At 63.3% G+C, this 17,154-nt stretch carries 14 protein-coding genes, 2 pseudogenes and 1 riboswitch; of the genes and pseudogenes, 3 read left to right on the forward strand and 13 right to left on the reverse strand.

What is annotated here, in order from left to right; all coding sequences use genetic code 11:
- Nucleotides 1-25: 25 nt before the first annotated feature.
- Complete coding sequence (locus FJ546_RS07770) at nt 26-541, forward strand: CAP domain-containing protein (protein ID WP_140888792.1); 516 nt, start codon at nt 26-28, stop codon at nt 539-541.
- A gap of 92 nt (nt 542-633) precedes the next feature.
- On the opposite strand, the gene FJ546_RS07775 is transcribed toward FJ546_RS07770, so the two are convergent.
- The 3 genes from FJ546_RS07775 to FJ546_RS07785 all read right to left on the reverse strand — a co-directional run bounded on the left by FJ546_RS07775 (nt 634) and on the right by FJ546_RS07785 (nt 4,126).
- Nucleotides 634-2,169, reverse strand: a complete 1,536-nt coding sequence (locus FJ546_RS07775; protein WP_140888793.1) for a DHA2 family efflux MFS transporter permease subunit — start codon at nt 2,167-2,169, stop codon at nt 634-636.
- A gap of 308 nt (nt 2,170-2,477) precedes the next feature.
- Nucleotides 2,478-3,656, reverse strand: a complete 1,179-nt coding sequence (locus FJ546_RS07780; RefSeq protein ID WP_140888794.1) for an HlyD family secretion protein — start codon at nt 3,654-3,656, stop codon at nt 2,478-2,480.
- Complete coding sequence (locus FJ546_RS07785) at nt 3,653-4,126, reverse strand: MarR family winged helix-turn-helix transcriptional regulator (RefSeq protein WP_140888795.1); 474 nt, start codon at nt 4,124-4,126, stop codon at nt 3,653-3,655. Before FJ546_RS07785 ends, FJ546_RS07780 begins: the two co-directional genes overlap by 4 nt.
- Before the next feature lie 142 nt (nt 4,127-4,268).
- Between FJ546_RS07785 and FJ546_RS07790 the strand changes: the two are divergent.
- Together FJ546_RS07790 and FJ546_RS31520 are read left to right on the forward strand one after the other, a co-directional pair.
- Nucleotides 4,269-4,763, forward strand: a pseudogene (locus FJ546_RS07790) (class I SAM-dependent methyltransferase family protein); the annotation flags it as partial.
- Nucleotides 4,764-4,776: 13 nt separating this feature from the next.
- Nucleotides 4,777-5,418: pseudogene (locus tag FJ546_RS31520) on the forward strand (phosphatase PAP2 family protein); the annotation flags it as partial.
- Nucleotides 5,419-5,546: 128 nt separating this feature from the next.
- Here FJ546_RS31520 and FJ546_RS07800 read toward each other — a convergent pair.
- The 10 genes from FJ546_RS07800 to FJ546_RS07845 all read right to left on the reverse strand — a co-directional run bounded on the left by FJ546_RS07800 (nt 5,547) and on the right by FJ546_RS07845 (nt 17,003).
- A complete protein-coding gene (locus FJ546_RS07800) occupies nt 5,547-6,596 on the reverse strand; it encodes an iron ABC transporter permease (protein ID WP_181167848.1) in 1,050 nt (349 codons plus the stop codon).
- Complete coding sequence (locus tag FJ546_RS07805) at nt 6,596-7,543, reverse strand: ABC transporter substrate-binding protein (protein WP_140888796.1); 948 nt, start codon at nt 7,541-7,543, stop codon at nt 6,596-6,598. Before FJ546_RS07805 ends, FJ546_RS07800 begins: the two co-directional genes overlap by 1 nt.
- A gap of 47 nt (nt 7,544-7,590) precedes the next feature.
- The gene (locus FJ546_RS07810) at nt 7,591-8,379 is read right to left on the reverse strand and encodes an ABC transporter ATP-binding protein (RefSeq protein WP_140888797.1); all 789 of its coding nucleotides are present in this window, start codon (nt 8,377-8,379) and stop codon (nt 7,591-7,593) included.
- On the reverse strand, nt 8,376-8,774 hold the full coding sequence (locus FJ546_RS07815) for a DUF1636 family protein (RefSeq protein ID WP_140888798.1): 399 nt from the start codon (nt 8,772-8,774) through the stop codon (nt 8,376-8,378). Before FJ546_RS07815 ends, FJ546_RS07810 begins: the two co-directional genes overlap by 4 nt.
- A 90-nt stretch (nt 8,775-8,864) precedes the next feature.
- Nucleotides 8,865-9,072: riboswitch (cobalamin riboswitch) on the reverse strand.
- 129 nt (nt 9,073-9,201) lie between these two features.
- On the reverse strand, nt 9,202-10,410 hold the full coding sequence (locus FJ546_RS07820) for a PAN domain-containing protein (protein ID WP_140888799.1): 1,209 nt from the start codon (nt 10,408-10,410) through the stop codon (nt 9,202-9,204).
- Nucleotides 10,394-11,986: a hypothetical protein gene (locus tag FJ546_RS31120; protein ID WP_181167849.1), complete on the reverse strand. Its 1,593-nt coding sequence runs from the start codon at nt 11,984-11,986 to the stop codon at nt 10,394-10,396. Before FJ546_RS31120 ends, FJ546_RS07820 begins: the two co-directional genes overlap by 17 nt.
- 358 nt (nt 11,987-12,344) lie before the next feature.
- Nucleotides 12,345-13,334 carry a substrate-binding domain-containing protein gene (locus FJ546_RS07830; RefSeq protein WP_140888800.1) on the reverse strand — a complete coding sequence of 330 codons (990 nt, stop codon included), beginning with the start codon at nt 13,332-13,334 and terminating at the stop codon, nt 12,345-12,347.
- Nucleotides 13,335-13,405: 71 nt separating this feature from the next.
- Nucleotides 13,406-14,461, reverse strand: a complete 1,056-nt coding sequence (locus tag FJ546_RS07835; RefSeq protein WP_140888801.1) for an ABC transporter permease — start codon at nt 14,459-14,461, stop codon at nt 13,406-13,408.
- Nucleotides 14,461-15,978, reverse strand: a complete 1,518-nt coding sequence (locus tag FJ546_RS07840) for a sugar ABC transporter ATP-binding protein (protein ID WP_140888802.1) — start codon at nt 15,976-15,978, stop codon at nt 14,461-14,463. Before FJ546_RS07840 ends, FJ546_RS07835 begins: the two co-directional genes overlap by 1 nt.
- Nucleotides 15,975-17,003 (reverse strand): LacI family DNA-binding transcriptional regulator, encoded by a 1,029-nt coding sequence (locus tag FJ546_RS07845; protein WP_140888803.1) that lies wholly within the window; start codon nt 17,001-17,003, stop codon nt 15,975-15,977. Before FJ546_RS07845 ends, FJ546_RS07840 begins: the two co-directional genes overlap by 4 nt.
- Between the last annotated feature and the right edge of the window lie 151 nt (nt 17,004-17,154).

Below are 17,154 nucleotides of genomic sequence, written 5' to 3' on the forward strand. Positions count from 1 at the left end.
ATGATCGCCATTATGTCAGGTGGGCATGATAGTCGCGAAAACTGCAAACTCCCCAATCCCGCATCCGAACAGGCGCAGGTTGCTCAAGGTCGCCGGCCTTGCAGCCATTGCCGCGCTTTCCGCCTGCAGCACCGTCTCTGTACCGACGGGCGAAAGTGCCGGCGTCTCTTCCTCCGCCACGGCTACTCTGTCGGCCTTGCGCGCCTCAGCCGGGCTCGGCCCGCTGACGCCGGACGCCCAGCTCGAACAGGCGGCGCTGCAGCAGGCCGGCTATATGGCGTCGCGCGAGCGCATGAGCCATACCACGGGCTGGGGCAAGGATTTCGCATCGCGCATGAAGGACAATGGCGTGCGGGGCGCCGCGGCCGAGAACATCGCCGAAGGCCGCTTCGACCAGCAAAAACTGTTCGACATCTGGATGCATTCGCAAGGCCACCGGCGCAACATACTCGATCAGGATTTCAGCCGCTTCGGGCTCGCCTATGTCCGCGACGGACATGATCCCAACCTGCGCTATTGGTCGCTGGTGCTCGGCAGGTAGCGTCTGCCAAGGCCGCTTCGGCTATTCGCCGGCACCAACCGGCACGCCAATCCCAGTCCATCTAGACGGCAGGCGGACCGCCCGCCGCCGGCTCAGTCCATATGCGCCGCAGGTGCGCGGCCGCCGGCCGGACCGACCTTTGGCTTGCGCAGCAGGAAGACGAACGGGATGGCGGCCAGCGTCATCACCATCAGTATTTTGAAGTCGTTGACGTAGGAGATCATCATCGCCTGGAGATTGACCATGCGATCGACCTGAGAGAGCGCCATCGGATCGCCGCCCGCGGCGGCCGGCGAGACGGCCCAGAGATTGGGATTGAACGGGCTGATGAAGGCCGAAAGCTCGGCGTGGTTGATTTGCGTGTTGCGCACCAATAGCACCGTCACGACCGAGACGCCGATCGACGAGCCGAGATTGCGCACCAGGCTGAAGAGCGCGGTTGCGTCGGTGCGGTAGCGTGCGTCGAGCGTGGCGAAGGCGACCGTCGACAGCGGCACGAACACCATTCCCATGCCCAGGCCCTGGATCACGCCGGAGCTGACGATCAGCCAGTTATCCATCTGCGGTGTGAAGCTCGCCATGGTGTAGAGCGACTGCGCGGTCAGCAGAAAACCGATGACGACGAGAATCCTGGCGTCGATCTTTCCCATGATGCGCCCGACGACGAGCATCGAGATCATCGTGCCGATACCGCGCGGACCGATGACGATGCCGATGGTGATGGTCGGATAGCCGAAGATGGTCGACAGCATCGGTGGCAGCAGCGACATCGAGGCCAGGATGAGCACACCCATGACGAAGATGAACGCCAGCCCGGTCACGAAATTCTGGTCGAGGAAAATCTTCGGATCGATGAAAGGATGGTCCGCGGTCATCGTGTGAATGATGAACACCCAGAAACCGGTGATGGCCAAGCCGAGCTCGATCCATATCTCGACCGAGGAAAACCAGTCGACCTCGCCGCCGCGATCCAGCATCAGCTGCAGCGCGCCGACGCCGAGCGATATCATGGCAAAGCCGAAGAAATCGAAGCTGCGCACCCGCCGGGCAACGGCCGGCAGATAGGCCGCCATGCCAAGGAAGGCGACGATGCCGACCGGCAGGTTGATGAAGAACACCCAGCGCCAGTTGAAATTCTCGGTCAGCCAGCCGCCCAGCGTCGGACCCAGGATCGGTCCCAGCATGATGCCGGCGCCCCAGATCGCCATTGCCTGGCCGTGGCGCTCCTTGGGATTGATGTCGAGCAGGAATGTCTGCGACAGCGGCACGATGGCGGCGCCGAACACGCCTTGCATCAGCCGGAACAGCACAATGGTTTCAAGGCTCCATGCCAGGCCGCACAGCATGGAGAAGATGGTAAAACCGACCACCGCCGTCAGGAACAATTCCTTGCGGCCGAAGCGGTCGGCGAGCCAGCCGGTGACCGGCGTCATGATGGCGGCGGCGACGATATAGGAGGTCAGCACCCAGTTGATGTTGTCCGGGGACGCGCCGAGGTCGCCCGTCATGGTCGGCAGCGCGACATTGGCGATGGTGGTGTCGAGCGCCTGCATGATGGTCGCCAGCATGAGCGCAACCGTGATCAGGCCGCGATGCGGCACCTCTCGAAATGGCTCTGGCGTGCTCATGATGCGGAACTTCCAGCAGGTAACAAAAACGTGTACACCGGGGTTTCCGGGCGGCAGAGGCTTCCGTTGAGACCTTCATCGCGGTGGGACGCGATTATCGATGTGGGGGTTACATCGACCGAAAGTCTCTGGTGAGCGGATGCCTGCCGCCCGGAAACATGAGGACCGAAGGGTCCGTGTCGAAGATTTCAGATTTCAGCCAGGCCGCGACACGGCTTGAACCAAACGCTGATCCTTCTCACTCCTCCCCTCAGACCAATCCTTGGCTATCCGCTTGCACCTGCCTGGCGCCGCGGACTTCCGCCGACTTACTGCACGACCTCGCCAGCCGTGGCGTGGCCGAATATGGCCGGAAAGCCGCGGGCAACGCCGGTATCGACCGTGACCGAGGCGCTCATGCCGGTCCGCAGCGCCATCTTGGCGTCGGGATCGGTCAGTTCCAGTCGCACCGGGATGCGTTGCGTGACCTTGACCCAGTTGCCGGTGGCGTTCTGGGCAGGCAGCAGCGAGAATTCTGCGCCCGTTCCCGCACCGATCGCCTTGACCGTCGCCTCGAAGGTCTTGCCCGGATAGGTATCGACGACGATCTCAGCCTTCTGGCCCGGCTTCATGTTGGTGAGCTGAGTTTCCTTGAAATTGGCATCGATCCAGGTGTCGTTGGTCTCGACCAGCGAAAACAGCGGCGTGCCGGAGCCGACGAACTGGCCGACCTTGAAGGACGAGGCCTGGGAGATGACGCCATCGGCGGGCGCCTTCACCGTGGTCCGCGCGAGGTCGTAGGCGGCCTTGTCGCGCGCGGCGAGCGCGGCCATTACGGTCGGATGCTTGTCGGTTTCGATATCGGGGTTGCCGCCGAGCGCGGCCTTGGCGCTGATGATGCCCTGCTGGGCGACGGCGACCTGCTGCTTGGCCTTGTCGAGGTCGTTGCGGGCCTCGTCCAGAGACGATTTGGCGTTGATGCCCTTCTGCGCGAGATCGGCGGCGCGGTCATACTGCGACTGGGCGTAGTCGACCTCGCTGCCGGCGGACTTCTCCTGTGCCATCGACTGGCTGTAGGCGGCGCGCAGCTGCTCGACATTGAGGCGCGCGGCGGCAACCGCGGCGTCGGCCTGAGCAAGCGCGATCCGATAAGGCTCGGGATCGATGGTGAACAGAAGGTCGCCCTGCTTGACCATCTGATGGTCTGATATGGCAACCTGGACGATGCGGCCGGCCGTGTCCGAGGCGATCGATACCTTGGCCTGCTGCAGATTGGCGTTCTCCGTCCCCTGATAGCGGCCGCCGGTCACCCAGACATAACCACCACCGATGACCAGCGCCGCCGGCAAGACAAGCATGAGGAGGAAGCGGCCCATGCGGCGCTTCTTCTTCGGCGCCGGGACCGGCTCAACGGGCGGAACGACCGCGACGGGAGCGGCGGCCGGCTGGGCCGGGGCTTCCATCTCCACCTTGGCGGCGTTTTCGTCGACTTTGGCTACCGCGTTCATGCTGCTGCGCCTTTCGTAGGCTCGACTTTTTCCGAGATATCGCCGTCGGCGAGATTCTGTGCCATCGCATCGAGCGCCCTGATCAGGACGCGACGGTCCTCCGGCGAAACGCCGACGAGCGATTCCTCATAGACCTCGCCGGCCAGGCTCTTGACCTCGGCATAGGCGGCGCTCGCCTTGGCCGTCGGAAAGATCATGCGTACGCGGCGGTCGGCGGCGGCGGCGCGGCGCTCGATCCAGCCGCCCTCCTCCATCCGGTCGACGAGGCGCGAGACACTGATCGGCTCGATTTCGAGCAACTCCGCGAGCCGGGCCTGGCTAACGCCCTCTTCCTTGGCGACGCGCACCATCAGGCGCCATTGCGCCGACGACAGGCCGAGCCCGCTGGCACGCGTCTCGAAACGCTTGCGCATCAGGCGCTGCACGTCGTGGATTAAAAATCCCAATCTGTCGATGCCGTCCGAAACCATGAGCGGTATATATAATAAGCGTGCTTACTATTCAAGCACCACGTCGTTCAAAAGCCGGCAAATGTGCGTGCCCACCGTGACCGTCGACGATTGGTCGACGCCTCAGCAACCGATGCGCGGCAGCCGGGCAGCGAGAGTCGCTGTTTTGGACGCTGCCGCCGCTGGTCGTCCCGATCAGCCGGCAAGCGTGCGCCTGCAGGATTATTCCGACCTCAATGTCGGGCTTGGCCGCAAGCTGATCGCCGAGCGGCAATTGCCGGCCAGCGTCTCGTTCCAGCGCGCCGACGCTTTCGATGCCGACATGCTCGCCGCTATCGATCCGGCGCCGGACCTCGCCATCGTTTCGGGCCTTTACGAACTGTTCTCCGACAATGCCATGATCGCCCGCTCGCTTGGCGGACTGGCCCGCGCCATGCAGCGGGGCAGCCTGCTCATCTACACCAACCAGCCCTGGCATCCGCAACTCGAGATGATCGCGCGCAGCCTGACGTCCCATCGCGGCGGACAGGCATGGGTCATGCGCCGGCGCACGCAAGGCGAAATGGACCAGCTCGTCGAAGCCGCCGGTTTCGAGAAGCTCGACCAGCGCATCGACCAATGGGGCATCTTCACCGTCTCGGTCGCACGGCGCCTGTAGGACCAGCCGAGGCATGCCGACTGATCCCGAAGCTTCGCAATCCGCAGCCATCGCCGCCGCCGAACCCTATGGCCGTGTGGTCGTGAGGGCTGCGTTGTGGCTGGCGTTCCTGGCGCCGTTCTTCTACCTGACCTATGGCTTCGCCAACTGGCTGGCGTCGCGGCGCGACGATGTCGGCAGCACCGTGTTCTCCTGGGAACACAGCATCCCGTTCGTCGCCTGGACCATCGTGCCCTACTGGTCGATCAACCTGTTCTACGGCCTGTCGCTGCTGCTTAACGACAACCGGCAAGGGGTCGACCGCCTGGCCGGCCGCTATCTCACAGCGCAACTCGTCGCCGTCACCTGCTTCATCCTGTTCCCGCTGACCGCAACGTTCGTGCGGCCGGAAACGACCGGCCTGCCGGGCTTCATGTTTGCCGTGCTTGGCGGCTTCGACAAACCTTTCAACCAGGCGCCCTCGCTGCACATCGCCCTGCTGGTGATCATCTGGGACCATTGGCGCCACCGGCTCGGTCGCCTTCTCCTGCCGCTCTGGCACGGCTGGTGCTTCCTGATCGGCGCCTCGGTGCTGACGACCTGGCAGCATCATTTCATCGACATCCCGACCGGCGCGCTGCTCGGTTTTTTCGCGCTCTGGCTGTTTCCGCGCAACGGCGAATTGCCGTTTTCAGGTGCCCGGCTGACCAGCTATGCGTACCGACAGCCTGATCTTCGCTGCCCCCATCTTCTTTCACATCGTGCGCTATTTCTGGACAGTCTGAGACAGCAGGCTCCGAGCGGTCAGAGGCGGTTTCTCATGACCAGCGTGACGACGAAGAAGGCGCCGAGCGAGCTGGTGATGATGCCGATCGGCAGTTCCTGCGGCGGCAGCAGGGTTCGCGCCAGCAGATCGCTTGCCAGCAACAGCACCGCCCCGAACAGCGCACAGCTGGCGATCAGGCGCAGATGCAAGGGACCGGCCAGCGGCCGCGACAGATGCGGGATCATAAGCCCGACAAAGCCGATGACGCCGGCGACCGAGACGAGAATTGCCGTCGAAAAGGCGGCGACGAGAAACGTCGTCCTACGCATCCGCGCCACCGGCACGCCAAGGCTTTCGGCAGCACTTTCACCCGCCAGGAAGGCGTCCAGCCTGCGGTGGTTCCACAGCCCGTAGGCAGCAATCGTTCCGGCGCCCAAGGCGCCCAGCCAGACGTTGTCCCAGCGCGCCAGCCCGAGCCCGCCCATCGTCCAGAACAGCACCGAATGGGCGGCGCGCTGGTCGCCGGCAAAAACCAGATAGTTGGTCAGGGCAGTGAACAGGAAGGAAACGGCAAGGCCGGCGAGGATCAGCCGTTCGGGTCCCTGCCCCCTCACCCGCGCGACCAGCAGCAGGACGATGCAGGCGGCCAATATGCCGCCTGTGAAGGCGGCGACCGGCAAGGTCCAGATGCCGAAACTGTCACCAAAGACGGTGATGACGGAAACGGCACCGGCGGCCGCCCCCGACGACAGGCCGAACAGGAAAGGATCGGCAAGATCGTTGCGGGTCACCGTCTGCAGCAAGGCGCCTGTTATGCCGAGGCCGCCGCCGACACAGACCGCCAGGATCGTGCGAGGCAGCCTGAGATCGACGACGATCTTGCCGACCGGGCCAGACACCTGGTGTTCGTTCAACCCGACGGCCTGCCCAAGCGAGGCGATGACGTCGGTCAGCGGGATCAGCGTCGAACCATAGGCGATCGACAGCAGCACGAGGGCGACGATCGCCGTCGTGCCCGCCACCATCGCCAGCGCGAATGCCTTGTGTCCCGAAAGCGCACCGGATCTATGCCCAGGGGCAACAAGCATCAGAACGCTTCCGGATGCATCGCCCTGGCGATCTTGCCGATCGCCTCGATGTTTGCCGGCCCGGGCGTCAGTTCGGCATAGCGGAGCGCCACGAAGCGCTCATTCTTGACCGCATCCGTCTCCTTCATCGCCGGGTGCGCCTTCAAGAAATCGAGCAGCTTCCTGTAGCCGCCGCCATCCTGGTAGTCGAGCAGGATGAGGAACTGCGGATTGCGCGACGCCACGGTTTCCCAGTCCGTGTTGCCCCAGCTGGTGTCCATGTCGGCCATGATGTTGTCGCCACCCGCCGCCGTGATCATGGCGCTCGGAATGGCGAATTTGCCTGCGGTGAACGGCTTGTCCTCACCTGAGTCATAAAGGAATACCCGCGTCCCCTTTCGGTCGCCGACTTTCGCCATGATGTCTGCCAATTGCGCCTTCCAGCCGGAGACGAGCTTCTCCGCGTCCGCGTCCTTGCCGAAGATCTTGCCCAGCTTTTCGACATCGCCGTAGAGCAGGTCCATCGAGGCGGCCGGACGGTTCTTGTCGAGATGGACGCAGCTTTCGGTCAGCACCAGCGTCTTGATGCCGTGCGGGGCGAGCGTGTCGGGCGTCACGTCGCCACCCGGCTTCATGCCATAATACCAGCCGGCGAAGAAGAAATCGGGCTCGACGGCGACGAGGTTTTCGAGCGTCGGGTATTTGGGCGCCAGTTCCGGGATGGAACCCTGCTCGGCCTTGAACTCGGGGCCGATCTTGTACCATCCGGTGATGCCGGTCAGGCCGACGATCGACGGCTGCAGCTTCAGCGCGAAGGCCATTTCGGCCATGTTGAGATCATGGATGACGGCGCGCTTGGGCGGCGCGTCGAAGGTCAGCGGCTTGCCGCAGCTGTCGACGGTGACCGGGAAGGCGAAGGCTGACGAAGCCAGCAGCGAGAAGACGAGCGACAGTGCGAGACGTTTCACGGATTTTGCTCCTTGGCTGAACGGTGTCGGATGAGGGATGGGGTCGATCAGGATGGCGGCGCAGCGCGGTTCGGAACATCGAACACCGTGAGTTCGCGGTCTTCGGTCGGATGGCGCAGGCGAAACACGTCGATGCCGAAAATCTCGCGGATCAGCTTTTGCGTCAGCGCTTCGCGGGGTGCCGCCAGCGCATGCAGCCGCGCCTCGCTCATCACCGCGACTCTGGTGGCGAAGGGCGCCACCAGAGCCAGATCGTGCAGCACCGCGATCACCGTCATGCCGAAGCCGGCCACGAGCTCGAGCAGCTCGCCGCGGGCGCGCGGATCGAGATGGTTGGTCGGCTCGTCGAGGAACAGCACCTTTGGTTGCTGCGCGATGGCGCGCGCCAGTTGGGCGCGCTGGCGTTCGCCACCCGACAGCGAGCCGATGGTGCGGCCAAGCAGCGGCAACAGGCCGGTCCGGCGCAACGCGTCGACGACGATGTCGCGCTCCTCGCCCCTGCGTCTCAGGCCGGCATGCGGGACGCGGCCGAGCTCGACATAGTCGATCACCGCCAGCCGCGGGTCAGGCTGGTCGGTCTGGCCGACGACGGCGATGTGCAGCGCCCGCTCGGCGGTCGAGATACGGTCCAGGCGGCGCCCGCCAAGCTTCACCTCGCCCGCACTTGGCTTGAGCATGCCCGACAGCATGCGCAGCAGCGTGGTCTTGCCGGCGCCATTGGGGCCGATGATGGCAAGGCGATCGCCCGAGGCCACCGACAGGCTGACGGCGTGGACCAGATGCCGGCCATTGGCCATGGCGCTGAGGTCGCGCGCTTCGAGGAGTGGCATTGTCATCGGCTGTTGCCCGGAAACTTGGCCGGCCCGGGAATGCGGGCCAGCGTCTTGCCGGTCAGTCGCGGCGGACGTTGTCCGGAATTGCACCAGCCGTCGGCGAGCGAGGCGTAAAGCCTGGCAAATCGCACGAGATCGCCGGCGTCGGCCTCGGCGTCGATGGAGCCGAAGAGATAAGAGGCCTTGCCCGGCGCCTCGAAGGCCACCGTCAGCGGCCGCGCGCAGCCCGCCATGCATTCGGCACCTTCAACCGTGAAGCCATGCGCCACGGCGGGTTCATGGCAGACCGCGAGCCGGGAGCGCAAATCGACGCACAGGCTTTCGCCCGACCTGATTCCGGTCGGAACGTCACGGCAAAGCGTGCACACGATGATGCGATGATCGATGGCGCCGTCCAACTTTCCGTCACTTTCAAAACTGGCGACGGAAGGATGTCGGCTAGCCGGCCGACAAGACCGACGTCCACGTCTCCTCCCGGCACACCCCGTCCGGTCAACTCAGCCGATGGCAGGTCTCCTGGCTCGCGGGTCTCGGCGCAATCCAGCCTTCCCAGCCTTGCCGGCCAGTGGCATGTCGGATCTTGCTCACCGCTTACAGTTGCGGGGGCAGCCACGGCCTCGACCTTTTGCGGGTCTCACCGTGTTCCCTTTTCACCCCTTGCCTTTCGGCGCGGGGACCATCACGCACCCACCGTAGATTTCCATCGATCGCATCGCAATGAGTTTTTTGCGACGCCGTCGCTGCATGTTCTATATGTAATAACATTACGTTTGAAGCGATGTTTCGCGGCGATGTCAACCCCTGTCGTCGCGCACGCGCGCCCGGCTAGTTCCCGACGCTCTTGATTCCTGAGGCCACTGCTACGTTGTCGGATGATTGAGCGACGCTGTTGAAAAGCGTGCACGACATTTCCTTGCTGCGGAAATTGAAACCCATACACAATTTTTCATTCGCGCATTGTAAGATGCAGTCTGGATACCTGAGCTGTCCTGTCCAATAGGGTACGCCGGAAACCTCAGTGTTCTTTGCGAATACCAAGTTCGAATAGTGCAGATTGCTTTCGACAACCTTCTTCGCCGCCATCACTGATTCTTCGCTCTTCACAAGAACGGAAGCGTCACCTTTCATGAAGCAGGCCTGGTATTTGGTGTTATATGTAACCGCCAAGCACGTAAAATCGTGATCGCAAGCGTTCTGGCACTGCTCGGCAGTGACGCCTCGAATAGGCATGTTGGGTAGGTCGTTTCCAATCGCGTCCCATCCCGATACGACGACAAAGCCGGTGTCAGGATCGGTCGCTGTCGTCATGACCGGGGGCTGCGGGGAAACGCCGCCCACCTGTCGACGAGGATCGGTGGCAAAATCCGCGGCTGCAAAAGTACGACCATCGAGCCACGCACAATTCGTTGCCAGCTGAATTGCCGTAGCATCTGTTAAACCGACCTGTGCCAAAGTCGCGGGTGCAGATATGGGTGAGACAGGCTGTGTTTCTGGACCTAGCCTGTTTGCCAATTGAACGTTCACGTCGACGTCCTGGACCATCCGACGCGAATAGCACCACGCAGTGTCCCAAGAGCTGTCTTTCTCGTCCTTGAAGTGATGGCCTGAAATCAACTCCCATTTGTCTCCCTGGAAGTCGATCGTCTTCGTGGCGAACTTCGTGAAGTCCACTGTGACGACATCCGGTTCCTTTGGAGGCGTTGGCGGCGTCGGCACTTGCGTGGGCCGTGGAGTAGGCAGTGGGATGGAAGGCTTATCTGCTCTGGTCTCGGCGGGCTTTTCGGGGGCTTCTACGCGCGGAGTATTCGGTTCTGGGATTGTGGGGTCGTTCTGCCAAAGTCCAAGCTTCAAGCCCAAGCCGATCCCAATTGCCGCCACGGCAATTGCACCTCCGGTTGCAATTCGACGCAATGCAGCCGCTCTAGAGATTTTCTCCTGAGCTGCGGCCTCGGCCTGTAGTGTCGGTATGGCAGACCGCTTTACGATTAGACTGACGGCCTGCTCTAGAAGTGCGGTATTATGCCGGACGAGCATTGCCCCGCCCCTTCATCGACAACGTCACCAGATCGGCAACTTCTGGCGGCAGCTCCTGATTCAGAGCCGTTCGAAGCACCTCTGGATCATCGGTAAACAGCGGAACATAGAGTATCTCCTTGACGACCTTTTCAATCTCGACGGGGACCTCGACGCGCTTCTCGACTTCCTTCTCGACGACCCTCTCGACCGGCACCTCGATCGTCCGAATGCGACGCCACCGCCAGCTCAAGAGCATGCGGCGAATGAGCGACGACAGGCGGCTATGGGACTGAACTTCGCCGCGAGCGGCTATGCGTTGAAGAGCGAGCGCCACCATCGCTGTGATCGGCCCGGCGAGCGCCGCGATCACGGCAAGCGAACTGAACCAAATGACTGAGATCACACCTGCCTGTTCCGGAGTCACCTGCTCTGGCTTTGCACCGTACCATCTTGCCGCGATGCGCCTGACCTGGTCGGTGCGCGCCATTGGAATCCGCTCCTTCTCGAGGGCCGCGACTTCCTTGGCTATTTGATCCTGCCTAACCTGATTTTGCGCGGCCACGGTCGCTTTGTTGGCTTCAGCGCCTTGGGCGTCGGCTAGCCTCTTGCCCGCCTCGTCAAGTCGTCTCTGCCAACTGGCGGCGTCTGCATCGCGTGTCTGCTCGAGATTCGATCGCCGACCTGTAAGCTTTTGCCGCTGGTCGGCCGTCATCGGCGGACTGCTCGCACGTAGCCGGTCAAAATCCGATCGAAGTGACGCTATTTCCTGTTCCAGTGGATTTATTTGAGCGTCGAACTTGGCGCCGATTTTGGACCTTGGATTTGCCAGCTTGGCGACCTCATCCTCCAACTTCCGAGCTGAATCGCTGTCGCCTGAGTCTCGGGCCATCTTGATGCGTTGGACGAAGCTGTCGCGCTGGCGTTCGAATTGGTCGACGGCGTCTTTGATCTCAGCATCGCGCTGCTCAATCAGCGACGATCGAACCGTGTTCTTTTCTTCGATCTGGTCTCGAACACGGGATGCCTCCGGAGTAAGAGCTGTTGCCCCCTGCAATTCAGCGTCAACCTCCGCAATTTGTGCCTGGAAGCCGGCACGGGACTTTTCGGCAAGGGCGGTCATCTCCTCAAATTCGGCGCGAGCCTGGTCAACCTGATCAGCTTTCCTGCCGAGTTCATCTGCCGAGGCAAGCTTCGACGCCTCCTGTTCCAGCGCGTCAATCTTGTTCACCAAATCTTCGTAGCGAAGCTGACGAAGGGCGCCCGCTCGCTCCATTCCCATAAAAACGGTCTCGAACGTGATACCCGCGAGGATCAACAGGAAGACGAGCACTATGGGCTTCCACACCCACGATACGCTGAAAAGCAGAGTGGCAATTGGGATTTTGGTAAGTTCTGCGATGGCGACCATCAAAAATGGTGCACTTGCGAGTGTCAGATCCATCGCAGTGACGGACTCGCTCGCCGCGAAAGCTTGATAGCCAAGAGCTACGCCAGTCATAAGACCAATAGTCGCCGCTGCGAGCTCAAGCGCCCATGCCCCCCTATAAGTCCACTGCCCATAGGTCGCGAGCTTTTGGCCCATCGTTGTTTGCATATTGCGCCCCCGATCCGGCAAACCCACCCGCTCGGATCTGATGGCATTACACCGAAAAGTAACTATGTTCGCAACTGTTATGAGTGGGTATCGGCAATTATCCTGAGTCGTAGTTAAGGCTGAGGCGATTTGTGTGGCGACTATACCAAGCTCTTATATCTGAAGCGCTTCTCCCTCCCCGAGATTAGTATTGCTGTGTCAGCACTGTTGATCAACAGCTTCCGAACACACATGACACGCCTGCCTGACCGAGATGAGGCTCGAAGTTGCAATTCTTCGGCAGAGCCTCCTCCAAAAAACGAGCAAGGCCCCGCGGGGCCTTGCTATCTCAACCTCAGCGCCGAGCTCTAATCGCCCCTCACTTCCCCATCAGCTGCTTGGCATTCACCGCCGTGATCGCGGTCGTCTCCACCGTTACAGTCGGCTCCACCGAAGTCGCACAGTCGAGCAGGATCTTCTTCGACATCTCGATCGCTTCCTTCGCACCCGTCGGGTAGGTGAAGGTTGCCGCCCAGTCGCCCTTGGCGACGGCCTCGATGCCGCCGGCCGGTCCGGGCAAGCCGTCGGTGCCGATGATCTTGACGTCCTTGCCGGCTCCCTTGGCGGCAAGCAGCGCGCCGGCCGCCATCATGTCGTTGGAGGCATAGAGCACCTTGATGTCGGGATGCGCCTGCAGCATGGCGGCAAAGGCGGTCTGGGCTTTGTCCGGCACCCAGTCGGCGGCCTGCTCGGCGACGACCTGGATCTTGGCATTCCCCTTGACGCCGTCCTTGAAGCCGTTCAGCCGCTCGACCGCCGGCGTCGAGCTCGGCAAGCCTTCCAGCACCGCCGCCTCGCCGCCATCCGGCAGCAGGGTCTTGGCGGTGTATTTGCCGGCCTCGAGCGCGATCTTGTAATTGTCGCCGCCGATGAAGGCGGTGTAGTCCTTGCCGGGATCGCCGACCGTCTTGCGGTCGAGCTCGATGACCGGGATGCCGGCATCCATGGCGCGTTTCACCGCCGGCGTCAGCGGTGCCGCCTCGAAGGGCGAGATCAGCAGCAGATCGACCTTCTGGGTGATGAAATTGTCGACCTGCGAGGTCTGCGTGTTGACGTTGCCGGCGCCGTCGGCGATCTGCAGCGTGAAGCCCGGCACCGCCTTGGCCGCCGCCGTCAGTTCGTCATTGACATGCTGGCGATAGGGCTCGGCATTGTTGGCCTGCGAAAAGCCGATGATGAACTGGCCGTCCTTGGCGCAGGCCTTGACCATCGGGTCGGCAGCCTGGGCGGCTCCTGCAATGCACAGGCCCGCGCCTGCCAGAAGCACGGCACGAAGCGTGCTCCTCGTTCCTTGTCTTGTGGTTTTCATACTCGCTCTCCTCCTCGTCGGGCCGGGGGGCCAGACCTTGGTTTGACTTCGACTTTGTTGCCGCCTTCCTCCTAACGACCCAAACCCTCGCGGCGGCGAACGAGGGATTGAAGCACTGCCGCCAGCACGATGATCGCGGCGGTCGCGAGCAACTGCATGGCGGGCGTGATGTTGTTGAGCTGCAAGATGTTGGCGAGCGCGCCGAGCATGATGGTGCCGGCCACGGTGCCGACCATCGAGCCGGCGCCGCCAAACAGGCTTGTGCCGCCGATGACCACTGCGGCGATCGCGGTGAGCTCGTAGCCCATGCCGTCATTGGCGCTGCCGAAATTGAACTGGCCAGCATGGACGATGCCGGCCAGGGCCGAGGCAAAACCGGTGATGGCATAGACCGAGATCTTCACCATCGAAACTGGCACGCCGGAAATGCGCGCCGCGCGCTCATTGCCGCCGACGGCAAAGACATAGCGGCCGAAACGCGTGGTGTTGAGCACGATGGTCGCGATCGCGGCAAAGACGATGAAGACGATGGTGGCGACCGGCACGGTGTTGTTGAACAACCGCTCGCCGAGGATCGCGAACACCGGCGGTGCCAGGCCCGGCCCGTCGCCATAGGAAATGTTGATGTACTGGTTGCCCGAGACGACCAGCGCCAGGCCGCGCGCCGCCTGCAGGCCGGCGAGCGTGACGATGAACGGCTCCAGCCGGAAGCGGGTGGAGATGGTGCCCTGGATGGCGCCGAAGACGATGCCCATGATAAGCACGGCGAGGATGGTGGGAATGAGCCCGAAGCCACCCGAGATCATCATCGACGCGGTGACGACGCTGGACAGGCCGAGCACCGCGCCAACCGACAGGTCGATGCCGGCGGTGATGATGACGAAGGTCATGCCGATGGCGATGATGCCGGTCTCCGAGACGGCGCGCACGATGTTGGCGATGTTGTCGGGATCGAGGAACAGGATCTGGCCGTGCCGGCGCGGCGAGAAGATGATGCCGCCGATCGCCACCACCACCAGGCCGATCAGGCTCTGGAAGCGCACCACAAGGGCGAGCGGATCGCGATGCTTTGGCGCTGCCGCCGGCAACGCCGAGCTCGCTGTCACCGAAATCTTCTGTTCAGACATCAGGCCTCCCTGCCATTTGCCGCGTCAAGCACTGTGTGCTCGTCGACGCCGCCGATGAATTCCGCCACGTTGCGCCCTTGGCGCAGCACCACGATCCGGTCGCACAGGCCGATGAGCTCCGGCATCTCGCTGGACGCGACCAATATGCCGAGCCCCTGCGCCGCCAACTGCCTCAGCCGCGCGTAGATCTCGCCCTTGGCGCCGACATCGACGCCGCGAGTCGGCTCGTCGAGCAGCAGCAGCCGGGGATTGCCGAGGATCTCCTTGGCCAGCACCACCTTCTGCTGGTTGCCGCCGGACAGCGCGCCGACGGCGATGTCGGGATTCTTCGGCCTGATATCGAACTGGCCGAAGGATTGCTTCACCGCATCCGCCTGGCGGCGCTGCGACATCAGGCCGAAGGGCGAGATGCGGCGGATCACCGACATGACCAGGTTGAGGCCCACCGCCATTCTGAGCATCAGCCCGCTGCCGCGCCGGTCGTCGGTGACGAAGGCGATGCCGGCCGCGCGGGCGGCCCTGATCGAATCCAGCCTTACAGGCCGGCCATCGATGGCGACCTCGCCTTCCCAACGGCCGGACAGGCCGGTGCCATAGAGCGCGCTGAGCAGTTCGGTGCGCCCTGCCCCCATGATGCCGGCCAACCCGACGATCTCGCCCGCCTTGACGTCGAGCGAGACGCCGCTCGGCGGCTGCCAGCCGGCGCTTTCATGGGCGAGCCTGAAGCTGGCATCGCGCAAGCTGAGCAGCGTCTTGCCGGCCTTCGTCGACCGTTCGGGATAAAGCTCATCCAGCGGCCGGCCGACCAGAAGCCGAACCAGCTCGACCTGCGGCGCGTGCGGCTCGGTGACGCCCGCGACGCGACCGTCGCGCATGACCGTCACCCGGTCGGCGATCTGCGGTACCTCCTCAAGGCGATGCGAGATGTAGACGATGCCGACGCCGCTGGCGGCGAGCTTGCGCATGATGTCGAACAGCCTGTCGACCTCACCTACCGTGAGTGCCGCCGTCGGCTCGTCCATGATCAGCACGCGCGAGGCGTAAGACAGCGCCTTGACGATCGCCACGACCTGGCGCTGGCCGATCGACAGGTTCGCCACCATGCTGGCCGGATCGATGGCCAATTCGATGGCTTCGAGACGCTTGCGCGCTTCGCTGCGCATTGCCGGCACGTCGAGGAAACCACCCGGCCGCATCAACTCACGGCCAAGGAAAAGGTTGGCGGCGACGTCGAGCGTCGGCACCAGGTCGAGTTCCTGGAAGATGGTGGCGATGCCGGCCGCCTGCGCCTCGCGCGGGTTGTTGAAGGCTACCTGCTTGCCGTCGATGTGGATGGTGCCCTCGTCCGGCGTGTAGACGCCCGACAACAGGTTCATCAGCGTCGATTTGCCGGCGCCGTTTTCGCCAAGCAAGGCATGGATCTCGCCCGCCTTGAGGTCGAAGTCGACGCCGCGCAGCGCCTGGACGCCGCCGAAGCGCTTGACCGCGCCGGTGACGGAAAGCAGCGGCGCGCTCATGCCGACCTCATGGGGCTGACCTGATGGGAGGCCGGCCTCGCGCAGGACTCTCGCACCTGCAGCGCCGCCCGCAGCCGCACCGCCTGCGGCTCCAGGTCGGTCGATGCGATGCGAGCGCACAGCAGGGCGGCCGCCTGCCGTCCGATCTCGGTGCAGGGTTGCGCGACGAGTGTCAGCCGCGGCTCGAAGCAATCGGCCCATTCGAAGTCGTCGAAGCCGGCGAGCGAGAGGTCGCCGGGGATGGAGAGCCCCCTCTCGCGGATGGCGCGAACTGCCCCGATGGTCGTCATGTTGTTGCCCGTGACCAATGCGGTGGGCGGCGACGGCAGAGACAGGATCGCATGGGTCGATGCGGTCGCGCTCGCCGTGTCGACATTCTCCGGCGAGACATAGTGCGGCAGGCACTCAAGTCGATTGGCGACCAGCGAGGCACGAAAGGCCTCGACGCGTTCGCGGGTCGTCGCCAGGCCCGGCTGGCCGGCGATGTAGCCGATGCGCTTGTGGCCGAAGGCGGCGACATGATCGATCAGCGCGCGCATCGATGACTGGTTCTCGACGCCGATCTGGTCGAAGCGCTCGTCGGCGAAACGGTCGATGAGCACGCAGGGCAGCTTCTTCTCGGCCAGGTAATCGATGGCGCGCTGCGGCGCGCCCGACGGCGCCAGGATGACACCGTCGACGCGACGCTGGTGGAACGCTCGCACGACCGAAAGCTCGCGGTCGGGATCCTCCTGCGTGTCGGAGAGGAAGACCATGAGGCCGAGGCGCGCGCATTCGGCCTCCACCGCGCAGATGATGTCGGTGAAATAAGGGTTGGAAATCGCCGAGATCGCCAGGCCGACGCTGTTGGTCGAGGCCACTTTCAGCGACCGCGCCAGCTCGTTGGGCTGGTAGCCCATCGCGGCGATCGCGTCATTGATGAGCCGCGCCTTCTCCGGCGAGACAAAGCGGGTGCGGTTGATGACATGCGAGACGGTCGAAACCGATACGCCGGCGCGGCGCGCGACCTCAGCCATTGTCGGCATGGCGGCTCAAATGGAGTGCTCGCAAGCGCTCCTCCCTGATGATGCGTTCCAGTCCGCTCTCATTGGCTTTGGCGGATTTCGACAGAGCATATTGTCATCGAAACGTTTGCGCAATCGATTCGATGACTTTGTTCGACGAAATTCGCGCGCT

Origin of the sequence: Mesorhizobium sp. B2-4-19 (assembly GCF_006441315.1) — a bacterium.
In the GTDB taxonomy this organism is placed as follows: domain Bacteria; phylum Pseudomonadota; class Alphaproteobacteria; order Rhizobiales; family Rhizobiaceae; genus Mesorhizobium.